Origin of the sequence: Sedimentitalea xiamensis, from assembly GCF_030164465.1 — a bacterium.
GTDB lineage: Bacteria > Pseudomonadota > Alphaproteobacteria > Rhodobacterales > Rhodobacteraceae > Sedimentitalea > Sedimentitalea xiamensis.
In genome coordinates this window covers 185,082-206,655 of record NZ_JASNJE010000004.1, presented here as the reverse complement: position 1 = coordinate 206,655, position 21,574 = coordinate 185,082, and the positions used below count along the sequence as shown (strand labels likewise).

General features: G+C 66.7%; 18 protein-coding genes. 11 read left to right on the top strand and 7 right to left on the bottom strand.

What is annotated here, in order from left to right; genetic code table 11:
* Nucleotides 1-90: 90 nt before the first annotated feature.
* From QO034_RS05335 to QO034_RS05325, 3 genes are all read left to right on the top strand, one after another.
* Nucleotides 91-1,137 carry an ABC transporter permease gene (locus tag QO034_RS05335; protein WP_284484469.1) on the top strand — a complete coding sequence of 349 codons (1,047 nt, stop codon included), beginning with the start codon at nt 91-93 and terminating at the stop codon, nt 1,135-1,137.
* Nucleotides 1,138-1,149: 12 nt separating this feature from the next.
* Nucleotides 1,150-2,343: an ABC transporter permease gene (locus QO034_RS05330; RefSeq protein WP_284484468.1), complete on the top strand. Its 1,194-nt coding sequence runs from the start codon at nt 1,150-1,152 to the stop codon at nt 2,341-2,343.
* A 100-nt stretch (nt 2,344-2,443) separates the two neighbouring features.
* On the top strand, nt 2,444-4,528 hold the full coding sequence (locus QO034_RS05325) for a dipeptide ABC transporter ATP-binding protein (protein WP_284484467.1): 2,085 nt from the start codon (nt 2,444-2,446) through the stop codon (nt 4,526-4,528).
* A 26-nt stretch (nt 4,529-4,554) separates the two neighbouring features.
* On the opposite strand, the gene QO034_RS05320 is transcribed toward QO034_RS05325, so the two are convergent.
* Both QO034_RS05320 and QO034_RS05315 read right to left on the bottom strand, forming a co-directional pair.
* On the bottom strand, nt 4,555-4,953 hold the full coding sequence (locus QO034_RS05320; RefSeq protein ID WP_284484466.1) for a hypothetical protein: 399 nt from the start codon (nt 4,951-4,953) through the stop codon (nt 4,555-4,557).
* Nucleotides 4,954-5,056: 103 nt separating this feature from the next.
* Entirely contained in the window at nt 5,057-5,641 is a 585-nt protein-coding gene (locus QO034_RS05315; protein WP_284484465.1) for a lytic transglycosylase domain-containing protein, read from the bottom strand.
* Nucleotides 5,642-5,825: 184 nt separating this feature from the next.
* Here QO034_RS05315 and QO034_RS05310 point away from each other — a divergent pair, with 184 nt between their 5' ends.
* A complete protein-coding gene (locus QO034_RS05310; RefSeq protein ID WP_284484464.1) occupies nt 5,826-6,326 on the top strand; it encodes a single-stranded DNA-binding protein in 501 nt (166 codons plus the stop codon).
* A gap of 91 nt (nt 6,327-6,417) precedes the next feature.
* Here the strand turns inward: QO034_RS05310 and aroB are convergent, their stop codons facing one another.
* Together aroB and QO034_RS05300 are read right to left on the bottom strand one after the other, a co-directional pair.
* Nucleotides 6,418-7,527, bottom strand: coding sequence for a 3-dehydroquinate synthase (gene aroB, locus QO034_RS05305; RefSeq protein WP_284484496.1), 1,110 nt, complete (start codon nt 7,525-7,527; stop codon nt 6,418-6,420).
* A gap of 2 nt (nt 7,528-7,529) precedes the next feature.
* Nucleotides 7,530-8,120: a shikimate kinase gene (locus QO034_RS05300; RefSeq protein ID WP_284484463.1), complete on the bottom strand. Its 591-nt coding sequence runs from the start codon at nt 8,118-8,120 to the stop codon at nt 7,530-7,532.
* A gap of 78 nt (nt 8,121-8,198) precedes the next feature.
* On the opposite strand from QO034_RS05300, the gene QO034_RS05295 reads away from it, so the two are divergent.
* The 5 genes from QO034_RS05295 (at nt 8,199) to QO034_RS05275 (ending at nt 13,089) form a co-directional block, all read left to right on the top strand.
* Nucleotides 8,199-8,348 (top strand): hypothetical protein, encoded by a 150-nt coding sequence (locus QO034_RS05295; RefSeq protein ID WP_284484462.1) that lies wholly within the window; start codon nt 8,199-8,201, stop codon nt 8,346-8,348.
* Complete coding sequence (locus QO034_RS05290; RefSeq protein WP_284484461.1) at nt 8,338-9,876, top strand: hypothetical protein; 1,539 nt, start codon at nt 8,338-8,340, stop codon at nt 9,874-9,876. Before QO034_RS05295 ends, QO034_RS05290 begins: the two co-directional genes overlap by 11 nt.
* Complete coding sequence (locus QO034_RS05285) at nt 9,873-10,838, top strand: tyrosine recombinase (protein WP_284484460.1); 966 nt, start codon at nt 9,873-9,875, stop codon at nt 10,836-10,838. Before QO034_RS05290 ends, QO034_RS05285 begins: the two co-directional genes overlap by 4 nt.
* 73 nt (nt 10,839-10,911) lie before the next feature.
* Nucleotides 10,912-12,219 (top strand): HlyC/CorC family transporter, encoded by a 1,308-nt coding sequence (locus QO034_RS05280; RefSeq protein ID WP_284484459.1) that lies wholly within the window; start codon nt 10,912-10,914, stop codon nt 12,217-12,219.
* 159 nt (nt 12,220-12,378) lie between these two features.
* A complete protein-coding gene (locus QO034_RS05275; RefSeq protein WP_284484458.1) occupies nt 12,379-13,089 on the top strand; it encodes a VPLPA-CTERM sorting domain-containing protein in 711 nt (236 codons plus the stop codon).
* A 96-nt stretch (nt 13,090-13,185) separates the two neighbouring features.
* Here the strand turns inward: QO034_RS05275 and QO034_RS05270 are convergent, their stop codons facing one another.
* Both QO034_RS05270 and QO034_RS05265 read right to left on the bottom strand, forming a co-directional pair.
* Entirely contained in the window at nt 13,186-15,606 is a 2,421-nt protein-coding gene (locus tag QO034_RS05270) for a GcvT family protein (RefSeq protein WP_284484457.1), read from the bottom strand.
* Nucleotides 15,607-15,804: 198 nt separating this feature from the next.
* Nucleotides 15,805-17,055, bottom strand: a complete 1,251-nt coding sequence (locus tag QO034_RS05265; protein WP_284484456.1) for a DUF2254 domain-containing protein — start codon at nt 17,053-17,055, stop codon at nt 15,805-15,807.
* 102 nt (nt 17,056-17,157) lie between these two features.
* Here QO034_RS05265 and QO034_RS05260 point away from each other — a divergent pair, with 102 nt between their 5' ends.
* Together QO034_RS05260 and QO034_RS05255 are read left to right on the top strand one after the other, a co-directional pair.
* The gene (locus tag QO034_RS05260) at nt 17,158-19,566 is read left to right on the top strand and encodes a GcvT family protein (RefSeq protein WP_284484455.1); all 2,409 of its coding nucleotides are present in this window, start codon (nt 17,158-17,160) and stop codon (nt 19,564-19,566) included.
* Nucleotides 19,563-20,195 (top strand): nucleotidyltransferase family protein, encoded by a 633-nt coding sequence (locus tag QO034_RS05255; RefSeq protein WP_284484454.1) that lies wholly within the window; start codon nt 19,563-19,565, stop codon nt 20,193-20,195. Before QO034_RS05260 ends, QO034_RS05255 begins: the two co-directional genes overlap by 4 nt.
* Before the next feature lie 24 nt (nt 20,196-20,219).
* On the opposite strand, the gene QO034_RS05250 is transcribed toward QO034_RS05255, so the two are convergent.
* On the bottom strand, nt 20,220-21,527 hold the full coding sequence (locus QO034_RS05250; protein ID WP_284484453.1) for a hydroxymethylglutaryl-CoA reductase, degradative: 1,308 nt from the start codon (nt 21,525-21,527) through the stop codon (nt 20,220-20,222).
* Nucleotides 21,528-21,574: the final 47 nt, after the last annotated feature.

Below are 21,574 nucleotides of genomic sequence, written 5' to 3'. Positions count from 1 at the left end.
AAATCCACGGGCCTGACGCCATGACAGCCAGCCGCCGCGCGACGCAGGTCATCCGCCGCGCCAGGAGCAGGCCAAGCAACAGGGAATGGGATGGGACTATTTATCTTGCGCCGCGCCGGGATCATGCTGATCACGGCACTCTGCCTGACTTTCGTCGTGTTCTTCCTCACCAATCTTTATCCGAACCTCGAAAAACTCGGCAAGACCCAGGGCAATATCCGGATGACGGACGCCCAGGTGGAAACCTGGCTGGACCGGCGCGGCTATCTGCGGCCGACCGTGGTGAAATACGGCGAATGGCTCGGCGTCCTGCCCGGTTTCACCTATACCGATTCCGACGGAAACCTGACCGGACGCTGCTTTCGGGACAGCCAGCCCGGCGAAACCGCGCCGCGGTTCTGCGGCATCCTTCAGGGAAACTGGGGATATTCCATCGTGTTCAAGCAGCCCGCGGGCGAGATCATCGCGACGCGTCTGACCCTGACCGGCAAGCTGATGTTCTGGGTGATGGTCCTGATGGTGCCGACGGCCCTGATCGTCGGGGTGCTGGCCGGGATGAAGGAAGGCTCCAGGACGGACCGCACGCTGACCACTTTCTCCATCGTCAGCACGGCGACCCCGGAATATGTGTCCGGGGTGATCCTGATCGCGGTCTTCGCTTCCTCCGCCGTCGGTCTGAAATGGTTCAAGGGCACCGCGACCTCGGCCATGGACGACGCCAATTTCTCCAATTTCTTCCTGCCGGTCCTGACGATCTCGCTTTACGGCATGGGCTATATCGCGCGCATGACCCGCGCCTCGATGACCGAGGTGATGACGGCGCAATACATCCGCACCGCCCGGCTGAAGGGGGTCAGGTTCTCCAGCATCGTGCTGAAACATGCGCTCCGCAACGCGCTGATCGCGCCCTTCACCGTGATCATGCTGCAGTTCCCGTGGCTTCTGAACGGGGTGGTGATCGTCGAGACCCTGTTCAACTACAAGGGCTTCGGCTGGACGCTGGTGCAGGCCGCCGGCAACAACGACATCGAACTGCTGCTGGCGGTTTCGGTGGTTTCGGTGATCGTGGTTCTCGTGACCCAGCTGATTTCGGACATCGGCTATGTCTACCTCAACCCGCGCATCCGCGTTTCGTAAGGGAGGCTGCGCATGGAACCGCTTACGATAATGGAGATCGCCGTCCGGGTGTTCTACCAGTTCACCCCGGTCTGGATTTCGCTGGTCATCCTGTTCGCCGTCTCCGTCGCCTTCAAACGGCGGCTCGGGCTCTATGGCAAGCTCTTTGACAGCCCGATCGGCATGATCGGCTTCGGGCTGGTGATGTTCTGGGTCTTCACCGGCATCTTCGGCGCGCTCGACCTGATCGTCACCCATGACCCGCTGGCGCAGATTTCCGGCATGAAGAACAAGGGGCCGGGCACACCGCTGCCCAGCGTCGAAGACGGCGGCTACGGCTGGTATCTGCTGGGCGGCGACAACCTGGCGCGCGACGTGTTCAGCCGGATGATCAGGGGCGCCTGGGTGGTGGTGCAGATCGCGCCGCTGGCGACGCTCTTCGCCTTCATGGTCGGGATCACCCTCGGCCTGCCGGCCGGCTATTACGGCGGACGGCTGGACACTTTGCTGTCCTTCCTCGCCAACCTGATCCTGGCCTTCCCGGTGATCCTGCTCTTCTACCTGCTGGTGACGCCGGAAATCGTCGCAACCGGCGTGCCGAACTACATGGCGACGCTGCTCTTCGTTTTCCCGATCATCTTCGTCGGGGTGCTGCTGAATTCCCGCTACCACACGCAGCCGAGATTCCGGACGCCGCTGCTGGCCGGAGTGCTGGGGGTGATGGTCTGGCTCTACCTGTCGCTGATCTCCGAAGCCGGATCGGCGGTGTCGATCCTGCCCGGCGCGCTCGACATCTTCGACATTCCCGGCGGGATTCTCGTGGTCTTCGTGTCGGTGGTCTTCGTCAATTCGCCCACCGTGTTCCGGATCGTGCGCGGGCTGGCGATGGACATCAAGACGCGGGACTACGTCGCCGCCGCCCAGACCCGCGGCGAAGGCCCCTGGTACATCATGCTGTGGGAAATCCTGCCCAACGCCCGCGGGCCGCTGATCGTCGATTTCTGCCTGCGGATCGGCTATACCACGATCCTTTTGGGCACGCTCGGCTTCTTCGGCCTCGGCCTGCCGCCGGAAAGCCCCGACTGGGGCAGCACGATCAACGAGGGGCGCAAGCTGCTGTCGATCTATTTGCACCCGGCCCTGCCCCCGGCCTTCGCGCTTCTGTCGCTTGTGCTGGGGCTGAACCTGCTGGCGGACGGGCTGCGCGAGGAATCGTTGAAGGACTGACGGGCCGGGCGGGACCGGGGGCCAGCCCCCGGACCCCCGAAGTATTTCGGCAAAGATGAAGCAGCCCGGACTGCCCGAAACCGGACCAGGGAGACAAGACATGGCGAAATGGGACCACGACGGACCGATCCTGGAAATCGACAAGCTGTCGATCTCGTTCTTCACGCGGTTGCGCGAGATCCCGGCGGTCATGGATTTTTCGGTCGCGGTGCAGCCCGGCGAGGCGGTCGGACTGGTCGGGGAATCCGGTTGCGGCAAGTCGACCGTGGCGCTGGGGGTGATGCAGGATCTCGGCAAGAACGGGCGCATCGTCGGCGGGTCGATCAAGTTCAGGGGGCGCGACCTGAGCGCGATGAGCGACGAGGCGTTGCGCGGCATCCGGGGCAACGAGATCGCGATGATCTACCAGGAGCCGATGGCCAGCCTGAACCCGGCGATGAAGATCGGCAAGCAGCTGATGGAAGTGCCGATGATCCACCAGGGCATGAAGGAGAAGGCGGCCTACGCGCGGGCGTTGCAGGTCGTGACCGATGTGAAACTGCCCGATCCCAGGCGCATCCTGAACAGTTATCCGCACCAGTTGTCGGGCGGACAGCAGCAGCGCATCGTCATCGCCATGGCGCTGATGTCGGAACCGTCGCTGCTGATCCTGGACGAGCCGACGACGGCGCTGGACGTGACGGTCGAAGCGGCGGTGGTCGAACTAGTCAGGGATCTGGGCAAGAAATACGGCACCTCGATGCTGTTCATTTCCCACAACCTGGGGCTGGTGCTGGAAACCTGCGACCGGATCTGCGTGATGTATTCCGGCGAGGCGGTGGAACGGGGCAGCATCGGGGATGTGTTCGACGAGATGCAGCACCCCTACACGCAGGCGCTGTTCCGGTCGATCCCGCTGCCGGGCGCGGACAAGAACAGCCGCCCGCTGGTCGCGATTCCCGGCAACTTCCCGCTGCCGCACGAACGCCCGCCGGGCTGCAATTTCGGACCGCGCTGCGATTATTTCGAGGCCGGGCGTTGCGATCAGGGCGACATCGCGATGGAGCCGGTGCCGGGAAACGACCGTCACCACACGCGTTGCCTGAAGTTCCGCGAGATCGACTGGAACGCGCCCATGCAACTGGCCGAGATGAGGCAGAAGGGCGAGATCGGCCAGGTGGTCCTGAAGATCGACAATCTGAAGAAATATTACGAGGTCGCGGCCAACGCGATCTTCGGCAGCGGCAACAGGAAAGTCGTGAAGGCCAATGAAACCCTGAGCTTCGAAGCCCGCGAATCCGAGACCCTGGCCATCGTGGGCGAATCCGGCTGCGGGAAATCCACCTTCGCCAAGGTGCTGATGGGGCTGGAAACCGCCACCGCCGGACAGATCCTGCTGGACAACAAAAACATCGAGCAGACGCCTATCGAGTCGCGCGACACCAGGACCGTCTCCGACATCCAGATGGTGTTCCAGAACCCGTTCGACACGCTGAACCCGTCGATGACGGTCGGACGGCAGATCATCCGGGCGCTGGAGATCTTTGGCGTTGGCGACAGCGAATCGGACCGCCGGGCGCGGATGCTGGACCTGCTCGACCTGGTGAAGCTGCCCCGCGCCTTCGCCGACCGGATGCCGCGGCAACTGTCCGGCGGGCAGAAACAGCGGGTCGGGATCGCGCGGGCCTTCGCCGGCGGCGCCCGGATCGTGGTGGCGGACGAGCCGGTCTCGGCGCTCGACGTGTCGGTGCAGGCCGCCGTCACCGACCTGCTGATGGAAATCCAGCGCGAGGAGAAGACCACCCTCCTGTTCATCAGCCACGACCTGTCGATCGTGCGCTATCTCAGCGACCGGGTGATGGTGATGTATCTGGGCCATGTGGTCGAACTGGGCACCACGGATCAGGTGTTCAGCCCGCCGTTCCATCCCTATACCGAGGCGCTTCTGTCCGCCGTGCCCATCGCCGACACGAAGGTGCAGAAGAAGCATATCGTGCTGGAAGGCGATATTCCCTCGGCGATGAACCCGCCGCCGGGATGTCCGTTCCAGACCCGCTGCCGCTGGAAATCGCAGGTGCCGGGCGGACTCTGCGAAACCGAGGTGCCGCCGGTGCGGATGCTGGAGGGCAGCCACCAGATCAAGTGCCACCTGAGCGACGAAAAGCTGGCTGAGATGGAGCCGGTGATCACCCTTGCGGCGGAATAGCGACAGGCGCCGCCGCCAGCAAGTGGTCACACCAGAACGGCCCCGATCACGGCCACGGCATAGGCCACGGAAAAGAAGAAGAAGGCCGGTTTCGCGACACGCATATAGACCGACAGGAGCACCGTCGGAAGCGCCGCCAACACGCCGCCCAGGCCGACCAGACCGACGATCTCGTCGTGGCCGCTGCCCGGCCCCCAGGGCGATCCGGGCAGCGTCGCGCCATGCAGCAGAACCGCCATCAGGAGTCCGGCAACCGCTCCGACGCCCATCCAAGCCAGGTTCCGCCCGGTACGGCGGCGGCCCCGCAAGCCGCGCCCAAGCGCCGCCCGCCGGGACCCGGCAAAACGGACCGGAGTGAATTCCGGTATCGGTGGCCGCCGGCTTTCGATGCGCGCCAGGCGTTCCTGAAATGTCGTCGCGGTCAAATCCTGATCTCCGGCTGGTTGGACCCGAAGAGATGCTGACCGGCAAAAACGTCGCAAATGCGGCCGGTTCTTGAAAAGAATGGCGCCCGAAGCGCCAGCGGCGTCAACTGCCCCAGATCACCCGGACGTAGTTGCGGGTTTCCTTGTAGGGCGGCACGCCGCCGTGTTTCTTGACCGCTTCGGGGCCGGCGTTATAGGCCGCCAGCGCCAGCCGCCACGACCCGAACTCCCTGAACTGGCGGGCGAGGTAACGCGCCCCGCCTTCGAGATTCTCATAGGGATCGGCCGGATTGACGCCCAGCGCGCGCGCGGTGTCCGGCATCAGCTGCGCCAGACCGATCGCGCCCTTGTGCGACCGGGCATGCGGGTTCCAGCCGCTCTCCTGCTGCACCAGGCGCGCAAAGAGTTCTTCGGGCACGTTGTGCTTGCGGGCGGCTTCGCGGGCCATGCTCAGGAACTGGCCCTTGTATTTGCCGGAATAGGCGGGGCTGCCGAATTTCGACGGGGTGTGGATGGTCGGCGGCTTCAGGCGCGCGGAATTGGAATACTGGGTCGCGGCGCGCCCGTCCAGGACGCGGGTCTGGGACAGGAAGAGATTGCGCTGGCTCTTGGTGGAGAACATGTCCGCCGCCGCGGCGGTCCCAAGACACAGTCCCGCCATGATCGCTCCCAACGCCATCCTGCGCATAAGATCCCAGCCTTCTTTCCATTGCCTCGGGCGGCAATATACCCGGAATCGCCCCTTTGACCAGAGTTTGCATTGCGGGAAAGTTTTAACCGTGTTTCAACCGTGACGGCGGACGTATAGTCTTGCCCGAACCGGATCGTTCGGATTCGGACAAGGACCAGAACATACAGGAACGGAAATCGTCATGGCCGGCTCAGTCAACAAAGTCATTCTCATCGGAAACCTGGGGCGCGACCCGGAAGTGCGCACCTTCCAGAACGGCGGCAAGGTGTGCAACCTGCGCATCGCCACCAGCGAGACCTGGAAGGACCGCAACACCGGCGAGCGCCGCGAGAAGACCGAGTGGCACTCGGTGGCGATCTTCAACGAGGGTCTGGTGCGCGTGGCGGAACAGTATCTGAAGAAAGGCTCCAAGGTCTATCTCGAAGGGCAGCTTCAGACCCGCAAATGGCAAGACCAGAGCGGGCAGGACCGTTATTCGACGGAAGTCGTGCTGCAGGGATTTGGCAGCACACTGACGATGCTGGACGGGCGCGGCGAAGGCGGCGGTGGCGGTGGCTACGGCGGCGATCAGGGCGGCGGATACGGCGGTTACGACAGCGGCCCGCAGGACGACCGCTATGGCGGCGGCGGTGGGAAAAGCGCGCAGTCGTCGCGCGACATGGACGACGAGATCCCGTTCTAGGGACATGAAACGCTGTCCGCGCCCGGCTCGATCCTGCGGCGCGGACCCCGCCCCGGCCCGAGCCGCGCGGGACAGGTCGCTCCCGCCGTCGTCAGGAGGTCAGGGCGTCCCGCAACACATCCCGCACCACGTTCAGCGGCACATCCTCCGCCACGAAGGCATCGCCGATATCCCGCGCCAGGATGAACCGCAGCTGTCCGTCGACGACTTTCTTGTCCTGTCCCATCAGCGCCAGCAGCCCGTCCGCATCGGGCAGGTCCCCGTCGATGTCGGACAGGTCGGTCTTCATGCCCATCGCCCGCAGATGCGCCCGGACGCGGCTCGGGCTTTCCTGGCTGCACAGGCCCAAGCGGGCCGAGGTTTCAAAAGCCAGCGCGCAGCCGATGGCGACGCCCTCGCCATGCAGAAGCCGGTCGCCATAACCGGTCGCCGTCTCCAGCGCATGACAGAAGGTATGGCCCAGGTTCAGGAGCGCCCTATCGCCCAGTTCGGTTTCGTCCCGCGCCACGATATCGGCCTTCATCTGCACCGACCGCGTGACCGCCGCCACCCGCGCCGCCATATCGCCCGCCGCCAGGGCCGGGCCCTGCGCCTCCAGCCATTCGAAGAACGCCGCGTCCCCGAGCAGGCCGTATTTGACCACCTCGCCGTAGCCGGCCAGGAAATCCCGCGCGCTCAGCGTGCCCAGAATCGCCGTGTCCGCCAGCACATGCACCGGCTGGTGAAACGCCCCGATCAGGTTCTTGCCCTGCGGCGCGTTGATCCCGGTCTTGCCGCCCACCGAACTGTCCACCTGCGCCAGCAGCGAGGTCGGAATCTGCACGAAGCCCACGCCCCGGCGCAGAACGGCGGCGGCAAAGCCGACCAAGTCGCCGATCACCCCGCCGCCAAAGGCGATGACGATGTCGCCGCGTTCGACCTTCTGATCCAGCAGCCATTCCACCGTGCGGGCGAACTGCGGCCAGCCCTTGGTCGCCTCGCCCGGCGGCAGCGCAAGCGCGGTCATCTCGACCCCGGCCGCCGACAGCCCGGCCCGCAACCTGTCCAGATGCAGCCCGGCCACGGTTTCGTCCGTCACGACGGCAACGCGCTTGCGGCGCAGAAACGGTGCGATCCGCGCCCCCGCTTCGGGCAGCAGATCCGGGCCGATCACCACGTCGTAGGACCGCGCCCCCAGCGCCACACGAACGGTTTCCTGCATCGTCATTCCGGCTCCAGAACATCCGGGCGGGTCGCCAGCGCGCTGACGACCCGATCCACCATGTCTTCGATCGACACCCGGCCCTCGGACAGGACCGACAGGTCCGCCTGGGCATAGACCGGAACGCGGGCCTCGTAGATTTCCCCCAGCGTCGCGCGCGGATCGGCGGTGCGCAGCAAGGGCCGCGTATCCTTGTGCTTGACCCGGCTCCAGAGCACACCGAGATCCGCGTTCAGCCAGACCGACACCCCGCGTTCGGAAATCATCCGGCGATTCGCCTCGGCGAGGAACGCGCCGCCCCCGGTGGACAGGATCCCGCATTTTTCCCGCAGCAGCCGGCCGATGACCTGCGATTCCTTCTGGCGGAAGAACGGTTCGCCGTCGCGGGCGAAGATCTCCTGCACGGTCATGTTCGCGGCGGCTTCGATCTCGGCGTCGCTGTCCAGGAACGGCACGCCAAGCCGCTGCGCGAGGGCGCGGCCCACGGCGGTCTTGCCGGCCCCCATCATCCCGACCATCACGACGGTCTTTTTCAGCCTGCCGGACGGGCGTCGATGCCGCGTTTTCGTGATGCTGTGCTCAATTTCGCTCATTCTTCCCTGAATGACGTGATCTTGGACAAAAGGCCATATATAACTTACGCAAAACGACCGTCAGGCAGCGAGGGCAAAATGGGCAGACTGATCAAATTCGTCATCTATCTGGTATGTTTGGCAGGCATCGCGGTGATCGGCTATGCGTATCTCGGACCGTGGTTCGGGATCGATTTCTCGGCGCCGCAAAGCGAAATCCGGCTGCCGGTCACGCTTGATGCGAAATAGCGCGGCCCCTTTCGTGCTGACGGCGGCGCTGCTGGCGGCGCCGTCGGTGTCCGGCGCGGAACCGGCCGGCGCGCGGGAACCCCTGTCGGTCATCGAATGGCTGGGCAAACACCCCCCCGCCGTGGACGGCGGCATCCTTCTGGAACCGCCGGTCAGCCGGACCGCCCTGCAACCCGAGGTCGACGTGATCCCCCTGCCGTCGGCGCGGCAGGCGATCGGGCTCGTGCCCGCGGATGTCACCGGCTTGCCGACGAACCTCTGGGAAGGCAGCGACACGGACACGCTGACGCGGCTGATCCGGGACGCGCCGGTGCAGGACAGCCCGGCGATGCAGAAACTTCTCTATACGCTGCTTCTGACCGAAGCGTCGCCTCCCGGCGCCGATGGCGGCAAATCCCGCTTCCTGCTGGCCCGGATCGACCGCCTCATGGATCTGGGCGCCACCGATCCGGCCCAGGCGCTTGCCGAAACCGCGTCGCCCGCCGCATCCGCGGATCTGTTCCGCCGCTGGTTCGACGCCACGCTGCTGACCGGGTCCGAAGACACCGCCTGCGCGCTGCTCGACGGCATGGCGCATCTGGCGCCGGATTATCGCGCGCGCATCTTCTGCAGCGCCCGGCGGGGCGACTGGCAAACGGCGGCGCTGACGCTGGAAGCCGCCCATGCGCTGGACCTGCTGCCCGCCGACCAGCTCGACCTGCTGGACCGGTTTCTCAGCCCGGACGTGTTCGAGGGCGCGCCTCCCCTGCCGGCCCCCGCCGATCCCGACCCGCTGACCTTCCGCCTGCACGAAACCATCGGGGAAAGCCTGCCCACCGCGTCCCTGCCCCGCGCCTTCGCCACCGCCGACCTGCGCGACCTGGCGGGCTGGAAGGCCCAGCTCGAAGCCGCCGAACGCCTGACCCGCATCGGGGCGCTGGCCCCCAACCGGCTGCTCGGGCTCTACACCGACCGGACCCCCTCCGCCTCGGGCGGAATCTGGGACCGGGTCGCCGCGGTCCAGCGGTTCGACACGGCGCTGGATTCCGGCAGCGCCGATGCCGTCGCCAAGACCCTGCCGGCGGTCTGGGCCGCGATGCGCGAAACGCATCTGGAGGTGCCCTTCGCCGGCCTCTTCGCGGAGCGCCTGCGCGCGGTGCCGCTGACCGATCCGGCGGCACGCCTGCTGGCCTGGCGCATCCAGCTCCTGTCGCCGGATTACGCGACCGTCGCCCTTCCCCCGGCCACGGGCGATGAAATGCAGGCGTTCCTGAACGCGCTCGCGCAGGGAGACCCGGCCGCGGCACCCGCCCCCAACGCCACCGCAGAGGCGATCGCCGACGGGTTCGCGGCGGAAACCGCGCCCTCCGTGCCAACGCAGCGGATGGGCGAAACGCTGTTGCGGGCCATCGGTGATTTCGGGAATGGCGCAAAGGGCAACCCCTCCGATCTCGGCCGGGCGCTCGCGACCCTGCGCGCCGCCGGGCTCGAGGACACGGCGCGGCGGGCGGCGCTGCAACTGATGCTGCTGGGCGAACGCCGCGCATGAGCGCACCGGCGACACAGGCCCAGTGGATCGCCACCTTCCTCGAAGCGCAGGCCGCCGAACTGGGGGCCGCGACCAACACGCTCCTGGCCTATGGGCGCGACCTGAAGGACGTGGCCGCCTGGCTGGAACGCAAGCGGACCGGCTTTGCCGGGGCCACCCGCGATCACATCGAATCCTACCTGATCTACTGCGATGGCCAGGGCCTGTCCCGCGCCACCCGCGCGCGCCGCCTGTCGGCGATCAGGCAGCTTTACCGCTTCGCCTTCGAGGAAGACTGGCGGGCGGACAACCCGGCGATCCAGATCCGCGGGCCGGGACGCGACAAGCGCCTGCCCAGGACGCTGGACGTGCCCGAGGTGGACCGGCTGCTGGCGGCTGCGCGCACGGCGGGGCGCAGCCCCGCCGACAAACTGCGCAACACCTGCCTGATGGAACTGCTCTACGCCACCGGCATGCGGGTCAGCGAACTGGTGTCGCTTCCGGTCGCGGCCGCGCGTGGCGACCCGCGGATGCTGCTGATCCTGGGCAAGGGCGGCAAGGAACGCATGGTGCCCCTGTCGCCCCCCGCGCGGGCGGCGCTGGCGGACTGGCTGGCGGCGCGCGACGCGGCAGAAACCGAAACCCTGGCTCGGGGCGGGCGCGCCTCGCGTTTCCTGTTCCCGTCCCGCGGCAAGTCCGGACACCTGACCCGGCATCGCTTCTACCTGCTCATCAAGGAACTGGCCGCGAGCGGCGGCGTCTCCCCCGCCAAGGTCACGCCCCATACGCTGCGGCACGCCTTCGCCACGCATCTGCTGGCCAACGGCGCCGACCTGCGCTCGATCCAGACGCTGCTGGGCCACGCGGATGTCGCCACCACCGAGATCTACACCCATGTGCTGGACGAACGGCTGAGCGACCTGGTTCTGGAACACCACCCGCTGGCGCGGGCGGCGAAACCCGGACAGGACGGCGGCGGCTGACGCGACGCCCCCTTGATTGCGCGTCCACGGATGCCCATAACCGGGGCGATCACAAGGGACATTCGAATTTCCGATGGACACGAGTTCGACCGCGCTGGACGCGGCATTCTGGATCACCGGCGGCGCCATCCTGCTGCTCCTGGTCTTGTCGGCGTTTTTTTCCGGCTCCGAAACCGCTCTGACCGCGGCCTCCCGCGGCAAGCTGCGCACGCAGGCGGACCGCGGCTCCCGCGGCGCGGCCAGGGCGCTGGAAATCACCGAAGACAACGAACGCCTGATCGGCTCGGTGCTGCTTGGCAACAACATGGTGAACATCCTCGCCACCTCGCTGGCGACGGCGCTCTTCACCCGCGCCTTCGGCGAAACCGGGGTGGCGGTCGCGACGCTGGTGATGACCGTCCTGGTCCTGGTCTTCGCCGAGGTGCTGCCCAAGACCTATGCCATCATCAATTCGGAAAAGGCCGCCGCCGCCGTGGCCCCCGTCATCGGCGTCGTGGTGGCCATCTTCGCGCCGGTCGTGACCGCCGTGCGGTTCCTGGTGCGCGGCGTTCTGCGGGTGTTCGGCGTCAAGGTCGACCCGGACAGCCACATCCTCGCCGTGCGCGAGGAAATCGTCGGCGCCCTGCAACTGGGCCATTCCGAAGGCGTGGTCCAGAAGGAGGACCGCGACCGCATCCTGGGCGCGCTGGATCTGGGCGACCGGACAGTCGAGGAAATCATGCTGCACAGGTCCGGCATCGAAATGGTCGACGCCGGCAATGCCCCCGAAAACATTCTGCAACAGTGCCTGAACAGCCCGCACACGCGCCTGCCGGTGTTTCGCGATGAACCCGAGAACATCATCGGCGTCGTCCATGCCAAGGATCTGCTGCGGGCCATGTACAAGCAGATCTCGGGCGGCGACGGCGGCGCCCGGTCGCTGAAACGGTTCAACATCGCGGATGTGGCCATGCCGCCCTATTTCGTGCCGGAAACCACCACTCTGGACGACCAGATGCGCCAGTTCCTGCGCATGCGCACCCATTTCGCGCTGGTGGTGGACGAATACGGCAGCCTTCAGGGGCTGATCACGCTCGAAGACATCCTCGAAGAGATCGTCGGCGAGATCACCGACGAATTCGACCCGGACGCCGAACACCCGATCAAACGCGGCGAGGACGGCCAGTATTTCGTCGACGGGGCGATCACGATCCGCGACCTGAACCGGGCCACCGACTGGAACCTGCCCGACGACGAGGCCAACACCATCGCCGGGCTGGTCATTCACGAAGCCCAGATGATTCCGGTGATCGGACAGGTGTTTTCCTTCCACGGTTTCCGGTTCGAAGTCATCGCGCGCGACGGCAACCGGATCACCGGGCTGAAGATCAGACCCCTGTGAAAACGGGCCTTTCGTGCCCGAAAATGCCGCGCCGCCGCCGCAAAACGCACCACGGTTAACAATATTTTAACATTGCAGTTGACCCGGAGCGCAAATCCATGGATTCTCGGACCAGTAGGCGACCCATTGGAGTCGTCTGTAATCCTATGGAGAGTGACAATGTTTAAATCTGGAATACTCGCGGGTCTCTTCGCGCTTGGCGCAACGGGCGCGATGGCCGCAGTGGTCGATTTCGAAAATGAACACCCCCTCAATCCTGATCCGACCCTGATCGCGGTGGGCAATTCCTATGTGAACGGCGGGGTCACGTTCACGTCCACCGAGACCATGCAGCTGGTCGGCACCGGTGGACCGACAAGTGCATTCGTTCCCAATGACACCCCCGGATCCTCCGCATCCGGACCGGCAAGTTTCGGAAACGTCTTCCTGACCGGCGATTTCCTCGGCAACACCGACATGAACATGAAGTTCGCGGTCGGCCTGGACAATATCGCATTCGACATCGTCGATATCGACGGCGGCAACGACAGCATCGTCGGCGACGCTCAGGAAGAGCAGTTCACCTTCGATTTCCGCTTTCTCGGCAGTTCGCAGTTCACCCAGACGATCACCTCGCGCGATCTGACCGGTGCGCTGCAAGACGCCGGCGTCATCCGGGTGTCGTTCTTCGGCTCGGTCGACGAAGTGCAGATCACCGGGATCACACCCGGCGGCAACCGCAACATCGGCTGGGGCATCGACAACCTCGAAACCGTCGGGCGCACCACATTCAGCAGCCCGGCCCCGGTGCCGCTGCCGGCCGGCGCGGTCCTGATGCTGACGGCTCTGGGCGGTCTCGGCGCATTGCGGGCCCGCAAGCGCCGCGGCTGATACGGTCCGGCAGCAATCACATGGAACGGCCGCTTCGAAAGAAGCGGCCGTTTCGTTTTCGGCCGCACCGCAACGGGATGCGGCGAACCGCACAGGTCAGGCGCGCAGGCGCTCCCCTGCCGCATCGAACAGCGGCTGCGCCAGGATCACCGCCCCATGCGGCCGGCCCAGCACCATCACCTCCACCCGGTCGCCCGGAACCGCCTCCCGGACGAACCCCAGCGCCAGGCTCTGACCGACGCTGTAGCCATAGGCGCCCGAGGTCACGCGCCCGATCCCCCGCCCGTTCCGGAAGATCGGTTCGCCTCCGGTCGCGTCGGCGTTGGACGAATCGGTGTCGGCCTTGTCCAGCGCCAGCACCACAAGGGTCTCGCGGGCCGGCTTGGCCAGCGTTTCCGCGGCGGCGGAGCTGTTCAGGAAATCCTTGTCCATCCTGCAGAGCCGGTCCAGACCGACCTCTTGCGGGTAGTATTCCGGCGAATATTCCCGCGACCAGGACCCATAGCCCTTTTCGATCCGCAGGCTCATCAGCGCGCGGCTGCCGACGGGACCCGCGCCAAGGGCCTTGCCGGCCTCGATCAGCGCCTTGTAAAGCGTCAACTGGTCGGCGGCGGCGCAGTGCAGCTCCCATCCCAGGTCGCCGGTGAAGGACACCCGCAGCGCAAGGCAATCCACCCCCGCGATCTCGATCCGCCGGCTGCGCATGAAGGGAAAGTCTTCGGTCGCCAGCGACGCGTTGGTGAGCCGCACCAGCAACGCGCGGCTCTCCGGTCCGGCGACGTTGAAGCCGCAGACCGCCTCGGTCCGGCTCTGGAACGTCGTGCCATCCGGCAGCGGCACCTGCCTGAAAAACCGCTTGTGATAGCGTTCCGCCATCCCCGACCCGATGATCCAGAATTCGTCCTCCGCCAGCCGCGTCACGGTGAAATCCCCGGCGATGCCGCCACGCTTGCCGATCAGCGGCGTCAGGCACGACCGGCCCGCCCGCGTCGGCATCCGGTTGGCGAAGACCGCGTTCAGCCAGTCCTCCGCCCCCGGCCCCCTGCATTCGTACTTGGCGAAGTTGCTGATGTCGATGATGCCCGCGCGCGCGCGCAGCATCCGGCATTCATCGCCCACCGGCCCCCACCAGTTCTGCCGGGTGAACCCGTTGCTGTCCCGCGCACCGGGCGCACCAGCGAACCACAGCGGGTGCTCCCAGCCGAAATTCAGCCCCATGACCGCGCCTATCTCCTTCTGCATGTCATAAACGGGCCGGGTGCGCACCGGGCGCCCCGCGGCGCGCTCCTCGTTCGGGAAATGGATGGCGAAACGGTGCGCATACTGATCGCCGACACGGGCCTTCGTGAACGCCTTGTCCGCCCAGTCGCCGAACCGCGCCATGTCCCAGGCGAACATGTCGTAACGGGTTTCCCCGGTGACGATCCAGTCCGCCGCCAGCAGGCCCATGCCGCCGGATTGCGAGAAGCCGGGAATGATGCCGTTGCAGCAGAAATAATTGTCGAGCTCCGGCGCCGGGCCGAACAGGACGTTGGAATCCGGCGACCAGATCATCGGCCCGTTGATCACCCGCTTGATCCCCGCCTCGCCGACCACCGGCACCCGCGCGATGGCGCGCATCATGTTGGCCTCGATCCGTTCCAGATCGTCGGCGAAAAGCTCATGCCCGAACCCCGGCGGCGTGCCGTCCTCGGCCCAGAACCGCATGTCGCGCTCGTAAGCGCCGACCAGCAGGCCCTTGCCTTCCTGGCGCAGGTAATATTCCCCGTCCCGGTCCGCCACGGACGGCAGGCGGCGGTCGAGCGCGGCGATCCCGGCGATGGTCTCGGTGACGAAATACTGGTGCTCGGTCGGCTGCAAAGGCAGGGTCAGCCCCGCCTTCGCCGCCACCTCGCGCCCCCAGAGCCCGGCGGCGTTGACCACCCATTCCGTCGCGATGTCACCCTTGGGCGTCTTCACGATCCAGCTGCCGTCGGGCTGCGGCGCGGTCGCCGTGACCGGGCAGAACCGGTGGATCTCGGCCCCGTTCTGCCGCGCCCCCGCCGCATAGGCATTGGTCACGCCGCTCGGGTCGACATTGCCGCCATCGGGCTCCCACATGATGCAGCGGATGCCGTCGAAATCGACCAGCGGATGCAGGCGCTCGGCCTCGTCGCGGGTGATCTCGTGAAAATTCATGCCGTAGAGCTTCGCCTTGGCCGCCTGAAGACGCAGCTGGTGTTCCCGCGCCTCGGTCTGGGCGAGGTAGAGGCTTCCGGGCTGGAACACGCCGCAGCTTTGCCCGGTTTCGGCCTCGAGACTCTTGTAAAGGCTCATCGTGTAATGCTGGATGCGGCTGATGTTGGTGCTGTCGTGCAGCCCGTGAATATTGGCCGCCGCATGCCAGGTGCTGCCGCTGGTCAGCTCGTCGCGTTCCAGCAGCACCACGTCGGACCAGCCGAGCTTGGTCAGGTGGTAAAGGATCGAGCATCCGATGACACCGCCGCCGATCACGACGGCCTGGGCATGGGTCCGCATGGATATGGTCCTCAATCTGTCTTGCGCTGGACAGCAGCTTGCCGCGCCCGGCCAGGCGGGGATTGCCCTTTCCCGACATAACCCGTCGCGGGAATGCAAATGCGCCGGGTTTCCGCCGGGCTGGCCCGCGCGCCCGTTGACGGGCCGATACGCGCGGCACGCCGGTTTCGCGCGTTTCGGCCCCGGCGGACCGTCCGGTCAGACGGACGCGGCCGCGTTCAGCCGCGGCAGGTCCGGGTCATCCTTCATCGCCGCGCGGGCGCGCGCCAGCGTGCGCGCGCCGCATGCGCGCGCGGCCTCGGCCAGTTCCGGCCCCGACTCCCGGATCACGCTGGCCAGCCCCAGCTGCACCGCGATCTGCACCTCGGCATTGGCTCCGGCATCCCGCGCGATGCGATCGTAACTGTCCAGGAACAGCCCGTCATAGCGGAACCGCGGCATCCACACCCGGTCCAGATCCGGTTTCCCGTCTTCCGTCTCCCGGCCGGGGTCGGCCAGCATCAGGACCGTTGCCAGCCGGTTGGCGATATCGACCGCCGTGACCGGGTCGTTGATGCCCGGCGAAAGCGCCCGGCTCGCGATCTCGGCCATCACCGAGACGCCGAACCGCGGATCCTGCACGAAGGAACGCGCGTTCGCGATCGCGAACGCGTCCCGAAGCTTCGTGACGATGTCCTTTCCGCCCCCCGCGACATGGGCGAGCGGTGCGCCCTCCGCCACGTATTGCCCGGTGGAAACCGTGACATAGACCCTGGCGTCCGCCGCCTCGGCGGTGCTTTGCAGCATGTCCGCGAAGATCTGCTGCACATAGCCGGCGCAGGGCGCGCCGATCACCCGCGCAGAGCCATCGGTCACCCGCGCAGGATCGTCCTCCAGCGCCCGCGCACCATAACAGGGATGACGCCCGACCGAGGCGACGGCGGTTTCCGCGCGGCTCTGCACCGCGTCCGCCGTATGGGAGAGGCTGCCCAGGTCTTCGAGATGCGCGATCCAGCGGATGATCGCCACGACGATCATCGCCACCACCAGGATGGTCATCAGGAACAGCGCCACGCTTTCGCGTTCGCCGAAGAAATCCGTCCGGCGCAGGATCAGCGCGCAGAGCGAAAAGAGATAGGCGCCGACGAAGGTCGCCAGCACCGACTGGGTGGTCATGTCGTCGGTCAGGATCACATGGGTGCGCGGGCTCCACTGGCTGGCGGCGGCCTGATGGGCGGACACCATCATCGTCAGGGAAAAGATCGTCACCGCCAGCATCGAATTCGCCAGCGTCGTGAGAATCGGATCGACCGCATCCGCGCCGATCGCCTGGGCCAGGCCCGGCGGGATCACCGGGGCCAGCAACTTGGCCAGCGCCACCGACACCAAGCTGAGCGCGGCAATCAGCAGCACCCGCACGTAAAGCTGCCGCAGGAACAGGATCGCCCGGTGAAAGATCGTCGTCAGCATCCGCCTGCCCCTTTGCTGTTTGCGACTCATCCTGTCGCCAACCGACTAGCGAGCCAGGTTCCGACTCCCGAAGAACTAAGGAGGATCATATCGGAGGCTTCCATGAAAACCACCACCCGTGTCGCGGTGATCGGCGGCGGCGTTGTCGGCTGTTCCGTCCTGTATCACCTGACGAAGCTCGGCTGGTCCGACGTGATGCTGATCGAACGCTCCGAACTGACCTCCGGATCGACCTGGCACGCGGCGGGCGGGTTTCACACGCTCAATGGCGACACCAACATGGCCGCGCTTCAGGGCTACACGATAAGGCTCTACAAGGAACTGGAGGACATCACCGGCATGTCCTGCGGGCTGCACCACGTGGGCGGCATCACGCTGGCGGACAACCGCGACCGGTTCGACATGCTGCTGGCCGAACGCGCCAAGCACCGCTTCATGGGGCTGGAAACCGAGATTGTCGGGCCGGAGGAGATCGCCAGGATCGCGCCGATCACCAATCTGGACGGCATCATCGGCGCGCTTTACGACCCGCTCGACGGACATCTGGACCCCTCGGGCACCACCCATGCCTACGCCAAGGCGGCCCGCATGGGCGGGGCGACGATCGAAACCCACTGCATGGTGCGCGAAACCAACCCGCGCCCCGACGGCACCTGGGATGTGGTGACAGACAAGGGCACGGTGCATACCGAACACGTGGTCAACGCGGGAGGTCTCTGGGCGCGCGAGGTGGGGGCGATGGCGGGCGTCTATTTTCCGCTGCACCCGATGGAGCATCAGTATATCGTCACCGACGACATTGCGGAAATCTACGAACGCGACGCGGAACACCCGCATGTGATGGACCCGGCGGGCGAAAGCTACCTGCGGCAGGAAGGCCGCGGCCTCTGCATCGGGTTCTACGAACAGACCTGCCGCCCCTGGGCGGTCGATGGCACACCCTGGAGCTTCGGCCATGAACTGCTGCCGGATGACTTTGACAAAATCGGCGAAAGCATTGATTTCGCGTATAAACGCTTTCCGGTTCTGGAACGCGCCGGGGTCAAGTCGGTGATCCACGGCCCCTTCACCTTCGCGCCCGACGGCAACCCGCTGGTCGGCCCGGTGCCGGGGCTGCGGGGCTACTGGTCGGCCTGCGGCGTGATGGCCGGGTTCAGCCAGGGCGGCGGCGTCGGGCTGACCCTTGCGCAATGGATGATCGAGGGCGAACCGGAACGCGACGTGATGGCGATGGACGTGGCCCGGTTCGGCAACTGGATCAGCCCCGGCTACACCCTGCCCAAGGTGATCGAGAACTACCAGAAACGGTTTTCGGTCTCCTACCCGAACGAGGAACTGCCTGCCGCGCGGCCCAACCGAACCACGCCGATGTATGACATCTTCACGCGTCTCGGCGCGGTCTGGGGGCAGCAATACGGGCTGGAAGTGGTGAACTACTTCGCGCAAGAAGGCGAACCCGCCTGCGAAACCCCCTCCTTCCGGCGCTCCGACGCCTTTGCCGCAACGGGCCGCGAGGTGCGCGCGGTGCGGAACGGTGTGGGCATCAACGAATTGCAGAATTTCGGCAAGTATCGCGTCGCCGGACCGGGCGCGCGCGGCTGGCTCGACCGGATCATGGCGGGCCGCGTGCCCGTGCCGGGACGGGTCAGCCTGACCCCGATGCTGTCAGCCAGCGGGCGGCTGATCGGGGATTTCACCATCTCCTGTCTCGCCGAAACCGAATTCCAGCTCACCGCCTCCTACGGCGCGCAGGCGTTTCACATGCGCTGGTTCCTGCAACATGAAAAAGACGACGTAACCATCGAGAATATCAGCGATACCCGCACAGGCTTTCAGATCGCCGGCCCAAAGGCGCGCGAGGTTCTGGCGGCCTCCACCCGCAGCGATGTCTCGGACATGTGCTTCATGGACGTGCGGCGCATGACCGTGGGCATGAGCGACTGCATCGTGCAGCGGCTCAGCTATACCGGCGATCTCGGCTATGAAATCTACTGCGATCCCACCGCCCAGCGGCAGCTCTGGTCCACGCTCTGGGCCGCCGGGCAGGATCACGGCATGCAGCCCTTCGGGATGCGCGCGATGATGTCGCTGAGGCTCGACCGGTTCTTCGGCTCATGGATGTCCGAATTCTCCCCCGACTACACGGCGGCCGAAACCGGGCTCGACCGGTTCATCGCCTTCGGCAAATCCACGCCCTTCATCGGCCGCGAAACCGCAGAGGCGGAGCGCGCCACGCCCCCCGCCCGCCGGCTCGCGGCCTTCGAGGTTCAGGCCGGAGACGCGGATGTGCACGGCTATGAACCGATCTGGCTCGACGGAAACGTGGCCGGGTTCTGCACCTCGGGCGGCTATTCCCACCATGCGGGCAAATCCATCGCCTTCGGTTTTCTGCCCACCGAACGCATCGCGGACGGGCTGGAGGTGAAGATCGAGATCCTCGGCCAGATGCGCCCGGCGAAGCTGATCACAGCCCCCCTGTTCGATGCCGACGGCAGGCGGATGCGCGGATGACCGGACCCGTCACCGACATGCCGATCATCATCCTGGCGGCGGGCCAGTCCACGCGCATGCGCGGCCTAGACAAGCTGATACAGATGGTCGAGGGCAAGCCGCTGATCCGGCGTCAGGCCGATCTCGCCCGCGCCGTCACCACCGGCCCGGTGATCGTGGCCCTGCCCGACGGTCCCCATCCCCGCCGCGACGCCCTGCGGGGCGCCGGGGTCACGCCGCTGCCGGTGCCGGATGCCGCCGAGGGCATGAACGCCTCCCTGCGCCGGGCCTTCACCGCGCTGCCCGACGGCGCCGCCGCCGCGATGCTGCTGCTGGCGGACCTGCCGGACCTGACGGAAAACGACCTGAAGACCGTCCTGCAAGCCCATGACAGGAAACCGGAATACCCGGTCATCCGCGGCGCGACCGAAGACGGGAAACCCGGCCATCCGGTGATCTTTTCCGCCGCCCTGTTCGACCGGTTCGCGCAACTGACCGGGGACAGCGGCGGCGGCGAGGTCATGGCCGCGGCGCGCGGACGGATCAGGCTGGTGCCGCTGCCCGGCACCCGCGCCCGCCGGGATCTCGACACGCCCGAGGACTGGGCGCAATGGCGGGCCGACCGCGCCAATAAACCCGGCGGCGCCTGATCCCTACCGGACCGCGTGTCCCGTCTAGGGCTTGCCGCGCAGGGCCGCGAGTTCGGCCGCCGCGCGTTCGACACCGACCTCCCCGGCGGCGGCGATCGCCTTTGCCACCCGGTCGATCTCGTCCCCCTCGGCCCCCGCGAGGATGGCGATGTTGCGGGCGTGCAGGGTCATGTGCCCCTTCTGGATGCCCTCGGTCGCCAGCGCCCGCAGCGCCGCCATGTTCTGCGCCAGCCCGACCGCCGCCGTCACCTCGGCCAGTTCCCGCGCCGATCCGACCCTCAGCAGCCGGATCGCGGCCTGCGCCGCCGGGTGGGTCTTCGTCGCCCCGCCCACGAGACCCAGCGCCATCGGCATTTCCAGCGTGCCGACCAGCGCCCCCGCCGCCGATTGCTCCCAGCGCGTCAGGCTGGTGTATCGCCCGTTCCGCGCCGCATAGGCATGCGCCCCCGCCTCGATCGCGCGCCAGTCGTTGCCGGTCGCCACCACCACCGGGTCGATTCCGTTCATGATGCCCTTGTTGTGGGTCGCCGCGCGGTAGGGATCGACGATCGCCAGCGCGCAGGCCTCCACCATGCCCTGCACCACGTCCTCACCGCGCAGGCTGCCGGTGGCCAGCGCCTCGGGCGGGATCTCCACCCGCGCCCGCACCAGCCGCAGGTCCGCGAGGTTGGACAGGATGCGCAGGCGCACCTCGCCGCGCGCGATCTCCGCCACCCGCGGCGCCAGCGTTTCGGCCATGGTGTTGACCGTGTTCGCCCCCATCGCGTCGCGCACGTCCACCAGCAGATGCAGCACCACCATCGCCCCCGCCGGCGTGTCCTCGAACAGATGCACCTCGATGTCCCGGCAGCCGCCGCCGAGGCCGATGAGAACCGTGTCGCGCGCATTGGCCCGTTCGATCAGTTCGTCGCGCGCCGCCAGCAGCCGGTGTTTCGCGCCATGCGGGTCACGCGGGCGCAACACCTGGATCTGGGCGCGCATCACCGGATCGTCCGAGGAGGTCAGGAACCCGCCGCAGCCGCGCGCGATCCGCGCCATGTAGGAGGCGGCGGCCACGACGGAAGGTTCCTCCACCGCCATCGGAATCAGGTAGTCCTTGCCGTTCACGGTGAAATTCGTCGCGATTCCCAGCGGCAGCTCGAATTTTCCGACGACGTTCTCGATCATGCCGTCGGCCCGCGCGACAGGCAGCGTATCCACGCCGCCCAGCGTATGCGCCTCCGCGTCGCTCAGCCCCGCGGCGCGGACGACCGCCGCCAGCCGCTCCGCCGGCGCCATGTCGCGCATGTTCTCGATGCGGGAATTCGGATCGGCCATCTTGCGCCCTCTCAACTGCGGTTGTCGCGCCGCCCGCTGCGGGCGGCAGACAAAGTGATGCC